Below are 20237 nucleotides of genomic sequence, written 5' to 3' on the forward strand. Positions count from 1 at the left end.
CCTGCATTTTAAAATTACTGAATTCCGTCTGGGCTAGCAGTATGAGCGGTTCCGGACAAACCACCAGTCTGACCCTCTAAAGTAAAGGTAAGGCTGTAGGTGCTATTTGTCGAAGCAGTGTAGACGTAATCTGCGCCTCCCGGGCCAGGGTTAGTAGGCACTAAGCCCATGTAAGTTGTTCCACTCGGACAAGCTGCTGCTGAACCGACGAAACCACAGCTAGTACCGTTAGCACAAGCTGAACCATCTCCGCGATAACATAGTACGTCTGATGAAGCAGTTAAACCCAAAGTTGCGGTCTGCACCGGATAACCACCGGCATCGTTGAAGTAAAGCTCCAACGCAGTCTGCACTTGTTTGATATCGGCAACACGTTTAGCGTCTCGGGCTTTCTCACGAGCTGAGTTCAATGCCACGACCGCTAAAGTTGATAGTAAACCAATAATGGCAATAACCACCAACAATTCAATTAATGTAAAACCTCGTTTTCTCATTTCGTCACCCCCTTTCCTTGGTCTCGTTCAAACAAATTTTGAACGAATTTTTGTTTATTTTTTAGTTATCAACAACCAAATATATTATACCAAAAAAATGAAAACTCAACAACTAATACCCGTGAATCTCTTGCGGTCCACCATCTTCAAGATAGTAAGTTATGGTAAACTCTTGTCCGTCGCTGTTATAACCATACACATGTTCATTCAAATTAAGCGGATCAATTGGCACGGTTGCCATATATAACTTACCCGTTTCAGTACCATTCAACGCTGGCGTTAACGCCGTAACCCAGTTAGCCTGAGCATTTTCCGGCAAAAGGTCAGCTAAAGGAAACCTTAAATTATCATCAAAGTATAAATAAAGTGCTAACTGGACCTGAGACGTGTCAGCCTTGCGTTTAGCGTCTCGAGCCCGAGTTCGAGCGATATTCACCGAGACCGTTGAGAGGCTAGATAAAATTCCGATAATACTGATAACGACCAACAACTCCACCAAAGTAAAGCCCCGTTTTTTTGATGTTGTTTTAAACATAGTGCACCTTTCGATTATTTATAAACTGGAAGCTAAATTATAAATTGGCAAAATAATAGCTGAAACCAACGCACCGACCGCTAGGCCCATCAACAACATAATCAACGGCTCAAGTAACGTGACTAGATTGTTGACCATATTGTCTACTTCCCGACTGTAGAAATTAGCAATCTTGTCCAAAATTTCATCGATTCGGCCGGTTTTTTCTCCCAGACTTAACATCTGCGACACCATCGGCGGTACTTCCCGAGTTCTCAAAAATACCGTAGCAATTGGATTACCATCTTCAACCTCTTCGGCTGTTTCACGAATTAAGTTGCGATAGACTGAATTGCCGACGACATCAGAAACAATCTGAAGACTTTTTGTCAGCGCAACGCCGCCGGTTGTTAAAGTGTACAAACTTCGTGCAAACCGCACTAGAATAATTTTTTGAAACAGTTTGCCAAATATCGGCAATTTCAGAATCATTCTGTCCCATAGCAACTTCCCCTGATCGGTCCGGATCATTGCCTTGACGCCGGCAAATAAACCGATGATCGCTGCAAGAATTGCCCACCAAAAACTGGTAAAAAAGTTACTGGTAAAAATCAAAATCTTAGTGGTTAAAGGAAGCTCAACTCCGGTTTCTGTTAAAATAGAAGTTAATTGCGGAATGACAAAAATCATCATCAATGTTCCGACAATCAATAAACCACCCACAATAAAAACCGGGTAAATCATCGCTCCTCTGATTTTAGAGGACAAGTCGTAATCTTTTTCCTGCTGGTCAGCGAGGTAATTTAATACTTCATCAAGCTTACCAGACGTCTCGCCCGAACGGATAATATTAATAAAAAAATCATTAAAAATTTGCGGATGTCGCGATAACGCCGCCGACAGCTTAGCGCCGCCCTCAACATCATCGGCAACTTCTGAAACAACTGTTTTTAACACTGGACTTTCAGTCTGGCTGGTTAAAATACGTAATCCCTGAACCAGCGGGATTGTCGCTGAAACAATCACCGAAAGTTGTCGGGAAAAAATCACTAAATCCTTAATTTTTACCCGATTTAAAATTTTTAAAGACCGCTCCTGTAGGCCCATTTTTTCCACCTCAAGCGATAAAATGGTTAAATCACGATCAACTAAAATTTCAGCCGCAACATCCTGGGACGCGGCCTGAATCATTCCTTCAATAACTTCATTATTTTCGTCAGTAGCTTTATAGCGAAAATAGGGCATAATAACAAATTAAGCTTTAGCCATTGCCCGGAAACTTTCCGGATCAATCGCGTATTCAATCGCTTTATCAATTAATACCTGCCCCGACCGCACTAACTCTGCTAGAGACTGGTCAAGACTCGACATACCTTCAGCCCGTGAACTTTGTAAAATAGTATCAAGCTGTTTAATCCGACCCTGAGAGATTAATGACCGGACTGCCTCGGTAGCAATCAACACCTCTGTTGCCAACACTAATCCTCCGCCGGCTCGTGGAACTAATCGCTGGACAATCACCGCCAGCAAACTTTCAGACAATAAAAGCTGACCGCGCTGTTTTTCTTCGCCCTTAAACGCCGCAAAAATTTCTTCAATCGTTTGAACTGCTGAAGTAGTGTCCATATTCAAAAAAGCCAGTCTGCCAGAATTGGCGAATTCCAGAATCAACGGAATTACTTCTGGCTCCTGATTCGCTTCAACGGCCACTACGTCAACATCAGCCTGCTGCGCCGAACGCAGAGCACTGGTAAAGCTTAACGTGTCCTTACCGACTTCTCGCTGTTCAACAATACTTTGTTGGTTGGTAAAAATATATTCAATCGGCTTTTCAATTGTCACAATATTTTCCGCCCGGCTTTTATTGATTTCTTCAATCATTGAAGCGATAGTTGTTGTCCGTCCCGATCCATAGGGGCCGGCGACCACAATCAGGCCGGAAGTCTTATCGACCAAGCCATAGACTGACTTTGGTAAACCTAAATTAATCAATAACGGCGAACGCTCCGGAATCAGTCGCAGGTTGGCAGACAAAAACCCTTTCTGAAAAAAGAAACTGATTTTCAACCGAAATTTTTTTGCGACTTCTTTAGTAAAAACAACTGTCCGATCCTGGGCCAATTTTTCTTTTTGTTCAGCCTCAAGCCATTCCTCAGCCAATGATTTAATGAGGCTGTCGGTAATAATTGGTTCATCTCGCAGCTCCACCAACGAATCATCAATCCGAAAAGCCGGATAGCTGTTAACACTCAAATGAATCGTCGTCGCCTTTCGCTTCGCCGCCGCCGTCAAAATTTTATTGACAAAAATATTAGCTGAACTGTCCATAAAACTTATTCGCCAATTGCTTGGTTAATTTTTTTAACAACCTCTGAAGGCATAAAATGGGCTTTAATCAAATAATCGCTTGCACCCAAATCAAGCCCACGTTTTACCTCGTCTTTTTGGCTTAAATTAGTTAATAAAACAACCGGAATATTTTTAATTTCTTTATCAGATTTTATTTTTGATAAAACCTCAAACCCATCCATCTTTGGCAAAATGATATCCAAAAGAATCAAGTCAGGTTTTTTCTCCTTAGCCATTTTAAAACCTTTTTCCCCATCATTAGCCAAAAAAACTTCATAGCCTTCCAAACTTAACTTGGTAGCATAAAGTTCTGCTAAAAATTCATCATCCTCCACTAACAGAATTGTTTTACTTTTTGCCATAATATTCATTACTAATTAATTTTTAACATTGTAGCAATTATTAATTTAATTGGGAAACTCTCATTACTTCGTCCAGCGTTGTTTCAGCTTTCAGCGCTTTAATCAGGCAATCTTGAGTCAGTGTAATAAAATTCTGGCTCTTTAACATTTTGTTGATTTCAATAGTATTACCGCCGCGGTTAATGGCTTCTCGAACTTCGGGAGTAATTTCTAAAATTTCTGATACGGCAGTTCGGCCTTGATAACCAAGATTACCACAACTGGCGCAGCCAGCACCTTTATAAAACACCGGCTTGTCAATATCAATTCCTTCTAACCCTTCTAAATATTTCTTGGGAATCTGGCTTAACTCACTTTTAACTTTTTTCATCATTAGCTCGGGAACTTTTGTTTCCTGTTTGCAGTTTGGGCACAGCTTTCGCGCCAATCGTTGAGCAATAACCACGTTCATGACTGACGACAACAAAAATGGTTCAGCGCCTAAGTCGATTAATCGGGGAATTGCACCAACTGAATTGTTAGTATGCAGCGTTGAAAGCATTAAGTGTCCGGTTAAGCTCGCATGAATAACTAATTCTGTTGTTTCCTTGTCTCTAATTTCTCCCAACATCACCACATTGGGATCTTGACGCAAAATTGCCCGCAAACCAGAAGCGAAGGTATAATTGATTTCCTGATTAATCTGTGACTGGTTAACTCCATCAACATAATACTCAATCGGGTCTTCGAGCGTCACAATATTTATTCCGTCTTTGTTAATCATGGTCAAGATGGTATATAACGTCGTTGTTTTACCAGAACCAGTCGGACCAGTAAGCAGCAGCAAGCCGTTTGGTTTTTTAATCGCCTCTTTTATGGTTTCAATATGAATACTATTAAAACCAAGCTGATCTAAAGAAGGAATTTGGGCATTTGAATCCAAAATACGCAAAACAACTTTTTCGCCTTCAAATAACGGCAAAGTTGAAACACGAAAATCAATATCGCGGCCTTCAATATTCAACCGAATCCGGCCATCCTGAGGTTTTCGGGTTTCATCCAATTTTAAATTTGCCAACACTTTAATGCGCGCCACAATCGCCGAATGAATATATTTTGGTAAAACCAAAGAAGTTCGCAAGATACCGTCAATACGGTAGCGGACTTTCGTGTCTTTTGTGGTTGGCTCAATGTGAATGTCTGAAGCCCGGCCATCAATCGCGTGGCGAACAATTACTAAAACCATTTTAGAAACCGGCGCACTCTTAATAACCTCTTCCATCTCCTTCAAAGATTCCTCCGCGGTCTTTTCAACCACTTGTTGCTGTTCATTAATTCCGGCCAAAGCTTGTTTTACCTCTTCGCCCAACGCCTGATATTGCCGCAAACCTAAGCGAAAACTGGTTGGTGAAATGATGAAATATCTAATTTTTAATCCAGCCTTCTGAGCTAAAAATTCAACTGCTTCAATCGCTTTAAAATTTTGAGGGTTCACCAAACCAACTCGCAACTCCGACCCTTCTTTTTCAAAGGGTATCATTTGATAGTTTTCAGCAACCTCCTTAGGAATCAAATTCAAAACTTTTTTGTCAATCGTTTTATTTTGAAAATCGGCAACTGGCGTATTTAAAATTTTTGATTTGGTCGCCAACAGCTCTTTGTCGGTAATCAATCGTTCCTCAATAATAAGTTCTTCGGGAGTTTTTCGAACTTCCGAAGATTTTTTAAGCAAATCGTCAGCCGCCTGCCGAGTCAACAGATTACCGGCGACCAATGCTTCAACAAGTTGGGATTGATTTCTTAACATTTAAAAAATTACTGCTCAAGGATACTAAAAGGTATGGATTGAAAGGGGTTTGGCCTCCCGAGTGCGCCAATTTCCACCGGCAAATTGCCATTTTCCTCTAATCTAGTATACGGTTCCTGAGATAAAAAGCTGGTTTCAAATTTTGTATTAATAGTCGGAACAACCAATGGTGTCACTTGAATCTCGGTTATTGCACTCGGCCGCATTAAATCTTTCAAAAAATTATCGTAAACCAAATAAGCAGTTACGCCAACTAAAACAGCCATAACTGAAAGAAGAAAAATTTTCTTTGGTCCTCTGATTTTCTTTGGCAACAGCATAGGTTTTTACTCGGTATAGTAAGTGAATAAATTAACCGTGTAATCAGTTGATTCTGAATCAAAATAAACCGCATTAACATCAAACAGCCGTAGATTATTTTCCAAATCATCCAAAAAACCCTTGACCTCCCCGTACGTATTAGATTTTTGAACACCCACCAAAGTCAAACTGATATTCATTTTTTTAATGGTACTGGGGTTGATTTTCTCTTTACTTTTAGTAGCATCTTCCGCCGCCTCAGTGATCGTAATACCGGAAAGCAAAAAGTTATTTTTTTCTGCTAATGCCTCAAGCTGAACAAAAAGTCCAGCAACATCTTTTTCTCCGGGCAAAATCTTTTGCAATTTCGCTATTTGGGATTGATTAACCTGAGTGAAATTTCGGTTTAATTCTTCCAGTTGCTTAAGGTAGTCTTTCCGTTTTTCAAGCTCCTCTGCTAATGTTTTGGTGTTATAACTTCCACCAACACCAACCTGCTGGTATTTTGGTTCTAAAATAAAATAGTAACTCGTCCCAATAATGATAATAATAACGATTAGAGTTAACCATTTATGATACTTAAGCAATGCCAATTTCAATTGACTGTTTTTTTCTGTTTTTTTCTGTTCAATATTCTTTGCCATAAATTAATTACCAGGTTTCAAAAACACTCCCGGCTGAAACTCTAAATTAATGTTGAAATTAACACCAAAGTTATCTCCAGTTTCAAAATCAAATTCTGTTGACGCTGAATCAATCCTAACCGATTTAACAAAATCAGTTGCTTCCTGAAAAGCGACTAATTGTCGGGCGACTGATTCATAATCTTTACCGACTGCCGCAAGCACGAGCTTATCCTGACCAGTCATCGCAAAATTTGTGAAATACACCTCATCAACGGTATTTTTTTCTAACAGGGCAAAAAATTTGGTCCAGTAAACATGGTTATCTAACAAATCCTTAACTGTCTTCAATCGCTGCTGAAGATCAAGGGCGGCATCTTTACTGGCTTGGGCGCTGGTGATTTGTTTATCAAGATTAGAAATTTCTGTTTCAAAATCATTAATCTGTTTGGTGATATTAAATTGGTACCAGGTAATACTAAAGTAAGCCCCAACCACCAAAAGTACCACCACAAAAATTAAAATAGCGCTCATGGTTAGCTTTCTGGGCAGTTCCAGCTCCGGATGTTTTGACAGCTCTTCAGGAATCAAATTAACGTCTAAGAATCCGGCCGCAGGACCCTTAGATTTTTTATCCTTATGATGTTTTTTAAACCGGCTAGTTTTTTCTTGTTTACTTTCGGTTTTAGCCTCAGGGGTTTTATTGTCATTTATATCTTCAACTCTTGATTCGGCGGGTAGCTGTTTTTTACGGCCAAATGAAAAAACAAACCATTTCTTTTTTTCTTTTTTTTCAGCCTTGTCCTGTTGAGGCTTTTTAGACTCTATTTCCTCCACCACGGTTTCAGATGGCTTGACGGGCTTGAACGTAACTTCTTCAACCGGCCGAAACGAACTATCACGGGCAACCGACTCATCCAAACTTGATTTTTTAGCCTGACTAACGGATGATTGGGTGTTAACTTCCGGCTCATTTTCTTTCAAAGAAATTTTTGGAATAGTAAACTCCGTTCTAACAGCTCGCTTGGTTGCTTCAATATCCGAAGGGCTAATGTCCGACTCTTTAGCGGCAAAAGACATATTCGGCTTTTCTACTTTTTTAGCAAACAAGCGGCTCATTAAAGATGGCTTGGAAGCCTTTAGCGGCTGAGTAATTTTATTGCTAGTTGGCGACGACATTGAAACGCTAAAAATCTTAGGCTTTTTGCGAACCGCTTCAAGCTCTTTTTTTTCCCTTGCTCTCAAATCGTCTGGTAGTAAATTAATTTCTGGCATATATTATTCAATATCGCGCATTGCTAAACCAATGGCAACTGAAAATCGTGGGCCAATTTCATCAAGCACCGGCTTTAATTCTTCCGGATAAATTACCCGTGCCCACGGATCACCCAAAAACACTCTCAGGCCCAAGGAGCTGGACAGGTATTCGGGCAAATTAAGCAACAATGACGACCCGCCGGTCAAAACTATTTTTTCAATATTTTTTTGTCCTTGGTTTTTATACAGATTCAAACTATACCTGAGCTCATCAATAATCGGCGTTAAGGTTTGTTCAATCGTTTTAGGAACGCTTCCCTGTCCCTTACGATCCGGACTCATGCCAATATCATATTTAAACTGTTCCGCCCGGCTCAAGCTGACATTTAAACTGTTTGCAATCGCTTTGGTAATCGTCAAACCGCCAACATCAATACTGCGATTCAAAATTGGAATACTATTAACCACAACTGAAATGTTAGTTACCACCGAACCAATGTCAACCACCATCAGGGCCGATTTATCGTTTCCAACCAACGACCTGATTAAAGCAAATGATTCCGTATCAAGGCTTAATAAATTCAAACCACTGCCCTTAAAAATATCAATGTAGCGCTTCACCAAATCTTTAGGCGCCGCTGTCAAAAGTATTTTAGTGTATTTTTTCGGGGTCGTGCTTTTAATTTTCAAAAAACCCTTAGTTCGCAATTCACCAACAGAATCGAGATTATCAGAACCATTACCGTTTTGATTTTTAGCGTCAGTGACCTGATCACCGTCGAAATCTTCCAAAATTTTCCAGTCTAAAATCATTTCCTCGATTGGTAACGGAATGACCTTTTTTGCCTCCCACTTAACCGCCGTAGCCAAATCTTTTTTTGCCATCCCTGGCAGATTCAAAATTGAAGAAAAAACCGAATAGGCCGGCAACGAAGTCACCGCTTTTGTTGTCGTCACCTGAGCCTGAGAATACACCTGTTTAATCAGTTTTGAAGTTTCATTCTTCGAATCGCCGCCTTCCTTGTTCTCGGACTTGTCAATTTCCCGATCAATAAACCCATAGGTAACCAGGCGTGGACGGCCACCTTCATTTTTTAGTTCTACTATTTTGATGCTGTTCGTATCTACATCAACACCTAAATAACTTTGTGAAGAAGAAAATAATCCCATAGTTACGTTTATCTGGAAAATGTTTCTGATCGCCAAATCGGTAAACTCTGAGCAAAATCCGCCATTCCCGGAGGCGTATTCGCCAACAGTCGACCGTCATAAATAATAATTTCAGAGCCCTTAAAGGTCGCCTCTTGATCACCGAGCGGGAATTCTCGTTCAAGGAAAAACTTCCTGGCCATCATTAATCCGGAAACCGTCAAACGATTCTGACAGGCGGTTGAATTATAGCAACTGTGGATTTCACCACATCCCGGTACTGATACTCCCTCTTCCTGACTGCAGCTATTCTGACCGTCACCAATAACGATAAAGTTTCCAGCCAGCTCACTAACCCCTGGCGCAATGTATAAATCACCCCGAACGATCCACGCTACGGAAGCTAAATTGCGAAATCTTGTTAAGGCATCCGAATCGTCATAACTGCTATTGGCATTAATGGTAAGGTCACCATTAACAATAATTGTGCCGGCCGCATTAACAAAATTGGTGCTATTTAAAAACTCAACAAAATTATTAATAGTCAAATCTCCGTCACGATAATAAATCTTTCCGTCCATCGGCTGAGTAATGTCGCTTTGACTGTTAATTTTTACCACTGTACGCCCAATCTCGTTGACGCAAGTATTCCCTGAAGTCGGCACACAAATCAAGCTGTCTAAATCAAGTTTGCCTAAAATATTTGAATACCTGGTTTCTGGCGTTGGGAAGTTAATCGGACCAAAATAGGGGCTGACAACATCCTGGCCACGAGCTGATCTGAAATTGACAATACCGCCGCCGGACAAAATTCGATACGTAGCGTTGTAGCTTGGCGAACCACTGCCGGTTAAGCCTTCTTTGGCATAAATATCCCCATATTTCGTTTGTAGCCATGGCGGAACAGTAAAACCGTTAGAACCAAATTCAATCCAACCAAGTCCCCGGAGAGTGCCGGCGCCATCCAAAAATGAATTCCAGGCAAACCCACCCAAACCAAAACGCTGCTCAATAAAACAGCTATCTCCTGTTGGACAGTCGCTATCGGCCTGGCAGGCCACGGCTGTTTGTCCTTGGGAAACAACATTACTGACGTCGTAATATACCGTTACTTCTACCGAATCAACCTCTGCGCCGCTTGGAACCCAATCGTCACCCCTAATTCGATATGCAACACCAAAATTTGAATTGTTAACGTCTTGCGGGGTCAAATTAGTTCCCCAAGTATTGCCGGCCCCGCCGTAGGTTACAAAATCAAGCGCACCATTAGGCAGATTGTCGCCAACCGCCTGATTTGTTCCGGCAACCACCTGGCCATTAACTACTAAACTGACATCATAATCTTTGACAAACGTTCCCGCAGGAGCAGCATTATAGATAATTTCTAAATACGGATCCTGCCCAGTCCCCGCCTGTTCTGAAGTGTATATCCCAACGTCGGACACTCCGAAACCACCACTAGGTTGCACACCCGATATATCGTGGCCTTCGCGTAGCCCAAGCTTGGTATAACCAGTTTTATTAATCCACGAAATGCCGGTGGTGTTAAACGGCAAAGAAAAAACCGGATTGGTTCCAATATCTGTACCAAATACTCTGCTACTTCCTTCAACCGGACTATTAATGGCGCCACACAAACCAAAATCAGCAGCGCCCAAGCTACTAACCGACGACTGGGTTGATTGTACAACCGTGACAAAGCCCCATTCGTCAGGATATAAAAAGTTAACGGCTGAATTTAACACCAGCGCCGCTGAATTAATTGTCGCGTCGTCAGGCAAGGCTGAGGTGTCAAACGGGAAAAACGCCCGATACAAAAACCTATTGCTATTAAAAGGTGATTCGCCGCCGCCAGTATAGGCGTAAGCACCAGTATGATCAGACGAAGTGCCGGCAGTCGCAGTCCGAACCGTTTCCCAGGTGGTTGTATCAGTACCGGAATAAACAACGTAACCGTCACCCGCCAACGCGTTAATGTCCACCACAACGGCCAAAACTTTCTGACCAAATAAAGTTTTAACATGATCCAGAAGCGTTAGCTTGGTTTGAGCCACAAAGGCTTCAGGTGTGGTGGTGGCTGTTTCAATCTGATACCAGTCGCGGCCATTTTTCTCAAACGCCGGTGCGGTATAAAACTTAGTGATGTATTCCTCCTCTTTCTTACCATTATCAGCTTCTTGGATTCCCTTAAGAAAAGTCTGGGAATTGCTAGTTCGCTTGGTAATATCTTCCGTCAAGCCTTTGTAGACTTCCTGCGGCACCTTAACCTCTGAAACGTAATTATAGACTACAACCGAATCAGTGTCGGCTGCATCAATAATTCCGTATGCTAAAATTTTTTCCTTAGGTGATTTCAAAATCTCATTTTCGCTCAAACCTCGCTGCTGATCGTAGTGCTGCCAAAGAGTTATGCCGATTATAAGCAACAGCGCTACTATTACTAGGCTGATGATAATGATAATTTTTTTTCCAAGGCTAATCGACATAGTCAAAAATCTTTTTGATCAATAAGACGCTTTCACTTTAAATTTAACTTTAACACCGGTGATCACGGCGTTTGTCGGAATATTAAATCCGAAATTACTGGACCATAAACCATCAGATAATTGCTGAGTACTTGGCGTGGTGACAGTCTGAGCAACACTGCCGTCTTCGGTAGCGGCATTTTGCGGATTAGTCCACGCCGCCGAAGCACTTTCACTGTGACTAGTAACCGTGCCGGAAGTTTTAACTGTTGAATAGCTGTTGGTGACCACGGCATCAGGCAAATTAACAGGTGTGCTGCACGTTCCACCAAAGTCCCCCTCGGTTAGGCGCACCTGATAATCAGACGAGCTACAATTATCATCACAACCCAAAGAAATTAAGCCGTTGTCGCCCAAAGCAATGGCCTTAGCCCAGCCAACAATCGGCGGATTATCGGTACCGTTGGCGGTAGCAGTAGCTGCCCAACCGCCGGATGGAATCAATGAACCATAATCAGCCGGATTGCACCCGCCAGTGGCAAATTCACAAATACGGGACGGATCACACTGTTGACCAAAACAAACCCAACCGATGCTGTCGGCCCAGGAAAATCCGGTAACCTGATTATTGGCATCAATTTGAGTGTAATAGGTTACTGTCTGATCGGTACAAGCGGAAGTTGAAACCCCTGGCGCCAGATATTTCCAATCGCAGTTATCGCTATTCAAAGACAGCCAGCCAAAATTTTCACTCCAGGCCCAGCCCATTAACTTGGCGCCACAGCTTGCTGTACAGCGCGGCGTATCCCCAGACTCGTCGCACTTCTCAAATAACCCGTCGCTGTTTGGCGATTGTACAATACCGTCACCACACACAGCGGGTGGCGGGGTTACTGTTTGAGCCTGCACTAAAATTGCTCCGGCTAACGCCGTAACAGTCAGCAGACAAAAAGTTAACGCGACTCTTTTAATCATTGGTGTTTGTTTTGAAGTTAACACTATAAAACCTTAGATTATTTTTAATCTTGGCTTTATTTAGTGCCCTTTAACTCATCTAGCTGGACTTGCAGTTTCACAATCTGTTCTTGCTGTTCTTTGATAGCATTTAACATAGCGTAAATAATTGAATTCTGATTTAGCCCGAGATACCCCTTGTCGTCGTACGAAACCGCTTCGGGAATTATTGGCTCAACGTCCTGAGCAATCAAACCAACCTGCTGTTTAGTTGAAAGGTTATACGGGTTACCAGCCTTGAAACTAAAGACCACCGGATTTAAAGCTAACACTTCATCAAGACCATACTGGTATCGGCCGGCAATATTTTTCAACCGAGCGTCTGATTTCGGATCAGTACCTTCGCAGATACCCGAAATATTACAGGTTTCGTCAGTGGCACAAGTACCGCAAGTACCACCACAACCATTATCACCACATTCTTTGCCGGAACAATTTGGTGTACAGGCTGAAACAATACCGCCAGACCAGCTGGTTTTACATTCGCCGTTAGCAAAACAAAGTTTATCAACGTACACACCACGACCGCCCGTAAAGTACCCTGAGTATCCCGTGGAATTGGTAACTGATCCCTGGACACCAATACCGTTAGGCGTAGCCGAAAAACCAAAGACACCAACACCATAACCGCCGGTACCACCGACGTTTTGAGCCAAGGAGCCCCAGACTGAGTCTCCCACGCCAGCTACGCTATCTTGAGTATTATTAGTACCGACCACCGCTTCAGTGCTCTGCCCAGAAATCGCTGTACGTAATCGAACAGCTGCATGAGTAGCAGTGCCAATACCAACACTACCATCTTTATCAATTTCCATTCTAACCTGTGGCGGCACCGCGCCAGTCGCGCCGGTTCGCGGTTGAGTAAAGAATCTAATTTTACTGCCGCCGCTAGAAGAATTAGTATAGCGCCCAGACACAAAATCAACCACGCCATAATTGGCATCACTAGTATTCCAATAAGTGTTAACCAATAAACCGTCATATTCACCAGAATTAGGATAAGTCTTTTCACCAGCATTAGCACCGCTGTAAATATGAAGTTCGGCGTTAGGGGTAGCGGTATGGATACCGACATTGCCAACGTTCGCATTATAGATATTGTTACCCGAAGTTACCCAGGTAGGCTTATTGAACAAAATGGCGTTAATGATCATCTGAACATCTACCGCATTAACACTGCCGTCACGATTAAGATCAGACCTTGAACGGTAAATTGTGGTACAGCTGGCAACACCAAGCGTACAATTAACCACGATTGTTTGATCTGCCTCATCTACCTTACCGTCAGCATTAACATCATAACCTAAACCGCCCGGAGTTGAACTGCCACCGGCAGCACCAATACAATTGCCACTGCCGTCACAGATTGTTCCGTTTGCTTTAATGTTGCCGGCTACGTGTAATTTGTTCCCTGAGGTATTAGTTGGCACTATACCAAGACCAACATTGCCGTTCGTTGATATTAAGAAGAAATTCTGCCAACCAGCTTGGGCCGTAGTCAAGTTATCTTGGCGATAAATTCTAAACAACTTATTGTAATTTGAGCTACTTGGGTAATAATAGTTATCCATCACCCAAACGTCTGAAGTCAGCGGATTACTTGGACCATTACCTAAAGTCATGCGAGCTCCATCAAGACCACTGGCTAATATCTGCCCATCAACATGAAGATCAGACACCGGGTTAGTTACGCCAATACCGGTATTGCCATTAGGATTGATATTAAAGGCCTCAACATGAGAACCATTTGCCGCCCCGGTGTAATAGTTAATCCGAAACGCATTATCAAGCGTGACACCAGCATCATCCTTACCACTTCGGTGCCAAATGCCCCAATATTGATTACCAGTACCCCAACCGATACCGTTATCCCACAAACGAATACCGGAATAAGCGTATGGCGGACGATTGGCATAGGTAGTGCCGCTATAGGTGTCAAGCGCATTGCCGTTCACCGCATTAATAGTTAATCCGTTATTACCGCTATCCATGACCGTACCGTCATTCCAGTTTCCGCCGGAAGTGTTAATTCCGATTCGACCGTCATTTTTAATAACAAGTGGAGTTTTTCTGCCGGTATTCGCATTAGCCCCAGCTGCCGCGTCAGGTACCACGCTAAACATCCAGTCTCCCCATTCTTTCATTTCAATTGTTCCCGAAGGGCCGCGTCTGGTTTTTTTCATCGTATCAGTTGCCGCGTCATAATATTCATTCACCCGAAAACCGCCACCAAAAATAGCACCATAACTAGAACGATTGGAATTGTTAAGTTCTGCCACGGTTGATGGAAACGCAAGGCTTTCGTTATAATAGGCTTCAATTTCCGCCTGGCCGCCACCCGTTGTCGGGTTTGATCTAAAGAAAGTAGTGCCGGCCACATCAAGTCGCGCTTGAGGGTTGGTTACACCGATACCCACAAAACCAAACTTATTGTTGTCAGCGGTGTTAATCCAAATACCCTGCCCGCCCGGATAGGTTGGGTTGGCGACAACTAAAGCAAATTTCTCATTGATATCTGAAAAACGGCTGTTCGGACCAACATTACCGACAATACCCGAAGCATTTTGTCCCAATAACTCAATACGAGAAATTTTATCCGGACCTTCGTCAATTAATATCTGCGGCACGCCCGAACTTCTAAATGGCCTGGTAGCCGACATTGCTGCCGGTAGCCCTGCGCTTTGCAGCTGGGCAACAGTCAGGCCGCACTGGGTAATCCCGGCGGAAGTTAGACAAAGGTCGGTGTGAGCGTCAATCGTACCGCGGGCGCTTAGCCTGTTTAAAGCAATTTCACCGTTGGTAATAGCAAACGTATTACTGTCAGACAGGGTCGTTAATGCCTTGTCTTGAGAGAGTTTAATACCAATTGAATCAGCTCCTGTTACATTCATTCGTCCTAAATATGTCGCTGAACCAGCACCGGTACCGGGAACAAACACTCCACCCTCACCAATACAATTGCCAGTGCCGTCACAAATTGTTCCCGAAGCTGTAATATTGCCCGTAACGCTCAATGGCTGATTGGCAACAATTTGATCTCGCTTTAAGGTCAATACCGCCTGGTCATTACCGCTCGACAAATAATTCAAGTTATTTACAAACACCAACTGGTCGTTGGTATCATCACCCCACTTAACAATCAATTGATCACCATCGCCGCTTCCAGTACCGCCCTGAGCCACCGTGCCTTCAGCAAAAGACGGATATACTTCAAACCAGTCATTCAAAAAATGAAACTGCGTTTTGCCGCTGTTATAAACGCGCAAACCAAGATCGTTAGGATCGTCACCACCGTCGTTATAAATCCAACCGCGGCTGTCCTGGCTCCAAAAACTGCCACCACCAGTAACACCATCCCAAGAGCTAACACAGCTTGCCGCATCATAAGGCGGTAAACATACCTGGGGAGTTTTGATCGCACCCTGACCGATAATTACTTCATTAGAAGTGCCTTCCGCGACAATGACCTGGCTTTCAACCTTAGCCGGACCGGTAATATTAATTTGGGCATTTTGCCGCTGGCTGGAGCTGTTAAAAATAAACCCGGGAGGGTTACCTTCCGGTGGGTTACCCGGAGGCCCTTGGTATTGAGCCAAAACCACCGCACTGGTAACAAAAAAAGTGACAGCAAACACCGTCACCATTACGACCACTGAACTAAACTTTGTTGTTAGTTTAACTTGGTTTTTCATAAATTTACCCACGATTCTCGTTACAAACACCGAGAATCTATATTAATCTATGATTAAAAATTATGGTTTAGGGAAAAAATACTTTTGACCAAACCCCCTGTTTATTATATAATCTATTTAAACAAAAATAAAATTTCCGTATTTAAATTTTACCATAAAACTTAATTTTGAGCAATTAATTTAGCTTCCTAAAACAGGAGCAAGGAGAAAAGAACTTATGAACAATACATTATGGATAATTTTGGGGGTCGTAGCCGTTATTGCGGTGTGGCTTATTGGGGTTTTTAATAGCTTAATTAGGCTAAAAATTAGAACCCAGGAAGCTTTTTCAGACATTGACGTCCAATTAAAACGTCGGCACGACTTAATCCCAAATTTAATTGAAACAGTAAAGGGATATGCACAACATGAGAAAGGTTTATTTGAAAAAGTGACTCAGGCTCGGGCTGCCGCTATCAACGCCAAGGGTGCTGCCGAAAAAGGCCAGGCGGAAAACATGCTAACCGACGCACTGAAGTCCGTTTTCGCTGTTGCCGAGAATTATCCAGACCTCAAAGCTTCACAAAACTTTTTACAGCTTCAAGATGAGCTATCTGATACTGAAAACAAAATTCAAGCCGCCAGACGATTCTACAACGGCAACGCCCGAGACTTTAACATTAAGATTGAAGTATTTCCTAATAATCTCGTAGCCGGCATGTTAGGCTTCACTAAATTTGAATTCTTCCAAGCAGACGAAACTGAACGAAAAAACGTCGAAGTTAAATTCTAACTTGAAACTTAAATCTTAAAACTTGAAACCAGCCGTTCAAGTTTAACGTTTCAAGCTTCCAACAAAACTCAATGTACCAACAAATTGATAGCAATAAGAAAAAAACCTTTTTATTAATGGCGATTTTTTTCGCTGTGGTGCTTTTAGCCGGATTTGCCTTTGGTGAGTATTCCGGTAGCAGCTTTATTGGTGTTGGTGTGGCGGCCATTATTTCTTTAGTAATGGCCGGTACTAGCTACTACCACGGTGACCAAATTGCGCTGGCGACTGCTGGTGCCAAAGGACCAATTAATAAAACTGACAACCCGTACCTTTACCGGATTGTTGAAAATTTAGCCATTGCTTCGGGTTTACCCATGCCAAAAGTCTACATCATTCCCGATCAGGCGATTAATGCTTTTGCCACTGGCCGAAACCCGCAGCACGCTTCCGTCGCCGTCACCACCGGCGCCATTGAAAAACTGGAAAACGAGGAGCTTGAAGGTGTTATGGCTCATGAACTGTCCCACATCAAAAATTATGACATTCTATTGATGACGGTAGTAATTGTCTTAGTCGGGCTGCTTGCGCTCTTGTCTGACTGGTTTTTACGGATCCAACTGTTTGGATCGCGACGCGATTCAGACAACAACCATAACGGGCAACTTCAAATTATCCTAATAGTAATTGGCGTGGTACTACTAATAATTTCTCCGATTCTGGCAAAAATTATCCAGTTAGCAATTTCTCGCAAGCGTGAATTCTTAGCTGACGCTTCTGGTGCGTTAATAACCCGCTATCCGGAAGGGCTCGCTAAAGCGCTGGAAAAAATTGACGGCGAGAGCATGTCGATCAGACGGGCTAATAATGCCACCGCTCACCTATATATTGCCAGCCCCTTTGGCCGGACCAAACACATGATGTCAAAATTATTTGCCACTCATCCACCAATTGAAGAGCGCGTTACGGCATTGCGTAAAATGATTTAAACTATGTCTTCTATTTTTGAAAAATTTAGCACTCACTCAAAAAATGCCATCAAGCAGGCGTTTAGTTTTGCGTTAGCGGCCGGACACAAAGAAATCACTCCGCAGCATCTGCTCTACGGCTTAAGTCTGCAAAAAGGCAGCATTGCCTCACAGATTTTGACTAAGTCAAAACTTGATAAAACCTACATCAAAGAGCAACTAACCACCCTTAATCAAGCCAATAAAACCATTACTAATATTGATCTTGCGCCGACCACTAAACGGATTTTGGAAAAATCATTTCTGCTAGCAAGCCTCAACCGCCACAAATATATTGGCACTGAGCATTTACTGGCATCGCTTCTGGACACCAATGACCCAACTATTACGGATTTTTTCAAGCAGCAACGTATTAATTCTGACGACATCAAACAGCAGATCAGGGTAATTTTTAACAGCACCTCAAAATTTCCCGATCTTGGCGACGCCATCAACTATTTTCGCGATGAAAGTAAACCGGAAAATTATTTTCAGCCGCCAACACAGGTGGCGACGCCATCATTAACTCTGGAAGTTTTTGCCACAAATTTAACCGACCCAAAAATTCAAAAAAATATTGACCCGGTTATCGGCCGGCAGGAAGAAATAAGCCGCGTTATTCAAATTTTGTCGCGCCGAAACAAAAATAACCCACTCCTACTCGGCGACCCAGGAGTCGGCAAAACTGCCATCGTGGAAGGGCTGGCTAAAAAAATCCTTGACAATGACGTGCCTGAAGTTCTAATCGGCAAAAAAATCTACGCCCTAGACCTTAGTCTGGTTGTTGCCGGTACCAGTTTTCGAGGCGAATTTGAAAACCGCCTCAAACAAATTATCGGTGAAGTTAAAGCTAATCCGGACATTATTTTATTTATCGATGAAATCCACAATATCATCGGTGTTGGTTCAGCAACCGGTTCAATGGATGCAGCTAATATTCTCAAACCAGCCTTAGCCCGAGGTGAAATAAAGTGCATTGGTGCCACCACGCTGGACGACTATAAAAAACAGCTTGAAACTGATCCGGCGCTTGAACGACGCTTCCAACCGGTCACGGTTAATCAGCCAGACGTAGAAAAAACCATTGAAATTCTCAAGGGCGTCAAAATTAATTATGAAATTTTTCATCAGGTTGCCATTAGTAATGAAGCAATCATTGCTGCCGCGACACTTTCTGACCGCTATATCAATGATCGGTTTTTGCCCGACAAAGCAATTGATCTTATTGACGAAGCAGCCTCAGAAACCAAAATTAAGACGGTTGCCAATCCGCTAACCAAAAAAATCTGGGAAATTGAACGCAACTTACGGCAAACAGCTGAAAAAAAACAGCAGGCGGTTAAAGAAGAAAAATTCAACTTAGCCTTGAAATTCCGCGATCAGGAACAGGAGTTGATCACTGAATTAAAAACCTTACGCGAAAAACAACTTCATAGTAAAAGAAAACTGCCGGAAATCGGGCCGGAAAATATCGCTAGAATCGTCTCAAAAATTACGGGCATTCCCCTCTCTGACCTAGTGGTCAAAGAAAAGGCCAATCTCCTAAAAATTGAAAAATCATTATCAAAAAAAATTGTTGATCAAGACGAAGCTGTGTCGGCGATTGCGCAATTCATCAGGCGATCGCGCACCGGCATTGCTAACGCCAATCGCCCCATTGGCTCATTTATTTTTCTTGGACCTTCCGGCGTCGGCAAAACTGAACTGGCTAAATCTCTGGCCCAAGTAGTATTCGGCAGCGCTCAGAGTTTAATAAAAATAGACATGTCGGAATTCGCCGAGAGTTTTAACATTTCAAAATTAATCGGCGCGCCGGCCGGCTACGTCGGCTACAAAGAAACCACCAAACTAACCGACGCTGTACGCCGCCGGCCATATTCGGTGGTACTGTTTGACGAAATTGAAAAAGCTCATCCACAAGTTTTTAATCTAATGTTACAGATTCTTGAAGATGGGTACCTCACTGACGGTGCTGGTAAAAAAATTAACTTCCGCAACACGATTATCATCATGACCTCAAACCTTGGATCAGACGAATTTAACCGCCAGGGAGCTTTAGGTTTTCAAGAAACAACCCCGGCGGCGAAACAACAAATTGAAAAAAACTTTAGCGAAATCCAGCAGGGAGTGTTTAAAAAACTCAAAAATAAATTCCCGCCGGAATTCTTAAGCCGAATTGACAAAACTATCGTTTTTCAACCACTCAGTGAAAAAGCGATGACTAAAATCGCCAAACTTCATCTTGAAGAGCTTAAAGATCGTTTAAACAAACAAAGTCTTACCCTTATCATTAATCCAAAAGTAGCCACGTATATTGCTAAACATAGCTACAGTCCGGAAATCGGTGCTAGAGCAATCCGCAAAAACATCCAAGATCTTATTGAGAACCCTATTGCCACCAAAATTCTAACCCAAAAAGATGTTACTAAAAAAATCTCTATCACCGTTAAAGATAATAAAATAATTATCTAGTC

General features: G+C 42.6%; 16 protein-coding genes. 3 read left to right on the forward strand and 13 right to left on the reverse strand.

Translation table 11 applies throughout. From position 1 onward, the window contains the following. Positions 1–14: 14 nt before the first annotated feature. The 13 genes from HUU49_02765 to HUU49_02825 form a co-directional block, all read right to left on the reverse strand. Positions 15–494 (reverse strand): prepilin-type N-terminal cleavage/methylation domain-containing protein, encoded by a 480-nt coding sequence (locus tag HUU49_02765; protein ID NUM25527.1) that lies wholly within the window; start codon positions 492–494, stop codon positions 15–17. Positions 495–606: 112 nt separating this feature from the next. After that, positions 607–1029 carry a prepilin-type N-terminal cleavage/methylation domain-containing protein gene (locus tag HUU49_02770; protein NUM25528.1) on the reverse strand — a complete coding sequence of 141 codons (423 nt, stop codon included), beginning with the start codon at positions 1027–1029 and terminating at the stop codon, positions 607–609. 18 nt (positions 1030–1047) lie between these two features. Next, complete coding sequence (locus HUU49_02775; protein ID NUM25529.1) at positions 1048–2253, reverse strand: type II secretion system F family protein; 1206 nt, start codon at positions 2251–2253, stop codon at positions 1048–1050. 9 nt (positions 2254–2262) lie between these two features. Further along, positions 2263–3336: a Flp pilus assembly complex ATPase component TadA gene (gene tadA / locus HUU49_02780; GenBank protein ID NUM25530.1), complete on the reverse strand. Its 1074-nt coding sequence runs from the start codon at positions 3334–3336 to the stop codon at positions 2263–2265. A gap of 5 nt (positions 3337–3341) precedes the next feature. Continuing rightward, the gene (locus tag HUU49_02785) at positions 3342–3719 is read right to left on the reverse strand and encodes a response regulator (protein ID NUM25531.1); all 378 of its coding nucleotides are present in this window, start codon (positions 3717–3719) and stop codon (positions 3342–3344) included. A gap of 40 nt (positions 3720–3759) precedes the next feature. Beyond that, positions 3760–5505, reverse strand: coding sequence for a type II/IV secretion system protein (locus tag HUU49_02790; GenBank protein ID NUM25532.1), 1746 nt, complete (start codon positions 5503–5505; stop codon positions 3760–3762). An 8-nt stretch (positions 5506–5513) separates the two neighbouring features. Beyond that, a complete protein-coding gene (locus HUU49_02795; protein NUM25533.1) occupies positions 5514–5825 on the reverse strand; it encodes a hypothetical protein in 312 nt (103 codons plus the stop codon). A 6-nt stretch (positions 5826–5831) separates the two neighbouring features. After that, on the reverse strand, positions 5832–6449 hold the full coding sequence (locus HUU49_02800; protein ID NUM25534.1) for a hypothetical protein: 618 nt from the start codon (positions 6447–6449) through the stop codon (positions 5832–5834). 3 nt (positions 6450–6452) lie between these two features. Further along, positions 6453–7703, reverse strand: coding sequence for a hypothetical protein (locus HUU49_02805; protein ID NUM25535.1), 1251 nt, complete (start codon positions 7701–7703; stop codon positions 6453–6455). A 3-nt stretch (positions 7704–7706) separates the two neighbouring features. Continuing rightward, complete coding sequence (gene pilM, locus HUU49_02810; protein ID NUM25536.1) at positions 7707–8855, reverse strand: pilus assembly protein PilM; 1149 nt, start codon at positions 8853–8855, stop codon at positions 7707–7709. 8 nt (positions 8856–8863) lie between these two features. Then, entirely contained in the window at positions 8864–11320 is a 2457-nt protein-coding gene (locus tag HUU49_02815) for a hypothetical protein (protein ID NUM25537.1), read from the reverse strand. An 18-nt stretch (positions 11321–11338) separates the two neighbouring features. Then, a complete protein-coding gene (locus HUU49_02820; GenBank protein ID NUM25538.1) occupies positions 11339–12274 on the reverse strand; it encodes a hypothetical protein in 936 nt (311 codons plus the stop codon). 56 nt (positions 12275–12330) lie between these two features. Continuing rightward, positions 12331–16005: a tail fiber domain-containing protein gene (locus HUU49_02825; GenBank protein ID NUM25539.1), complete on the reverse strand. Its 3675-nt coding sequence runs from the start codon at positions 16003–16005 to the stop codon at positions 12331–12333. A 217-nt stretch (positions 16006–16222) separates the two neighbouring features. On the opposite strand from HUU49_02825, the gene HUU49_02830 reads away from it, so the two are divergent. From HUU49_02830 to HUU49_02840, 3 genes are all read left to right on the forward strand, one after another. Beyond that, positions 16223–16777 (forward strand): LemA family protein, encoded by a 555-nt coding sequence (locus tag HUU49_02830; GenBank protein ID NUM25540.1) that lies wholly within the window; start codon positions 16223–16225, stop codon positions 16775–16777. Between the two features lie 71 nt (positions 16778–16848). Then, positions 16849–17745 (forward strand): M48 family metalloprotease, encoded by an 897-nt coding sequence (locus tag HUU49_02835; GenBank protein ID NUM25541.1) that lies wholly within the window; start codon positions 16849–16851, stop codon positions 17743–17745. A 3-nt stretch (positions 17746–17748) separates the two neighbouring features. Continuing rightward, positions 17749–20235 carry an ATP-dependent Clp protease ATP-binding subunit gene (locus HUU49_02840; GenBank protein ID NUM25542.1) on the forward strand — a complete coding sequence of 829 codons (2487 nt, stop codon included), beginning with the start codon at positions 17749–17751 and terminating at the stop codon, positions 20233–20235. Positions 20236–20237 lie beyond the last annotated feature (2 nt).

Source organism: Candidatus Buchananbacteria bacterium (assembly GCA_013359225.1).
GTDB lineage: Bacteria > Patescibacteriota > Patescibacteriia > Buchananbacterales > UBA6539 > JABWCG01.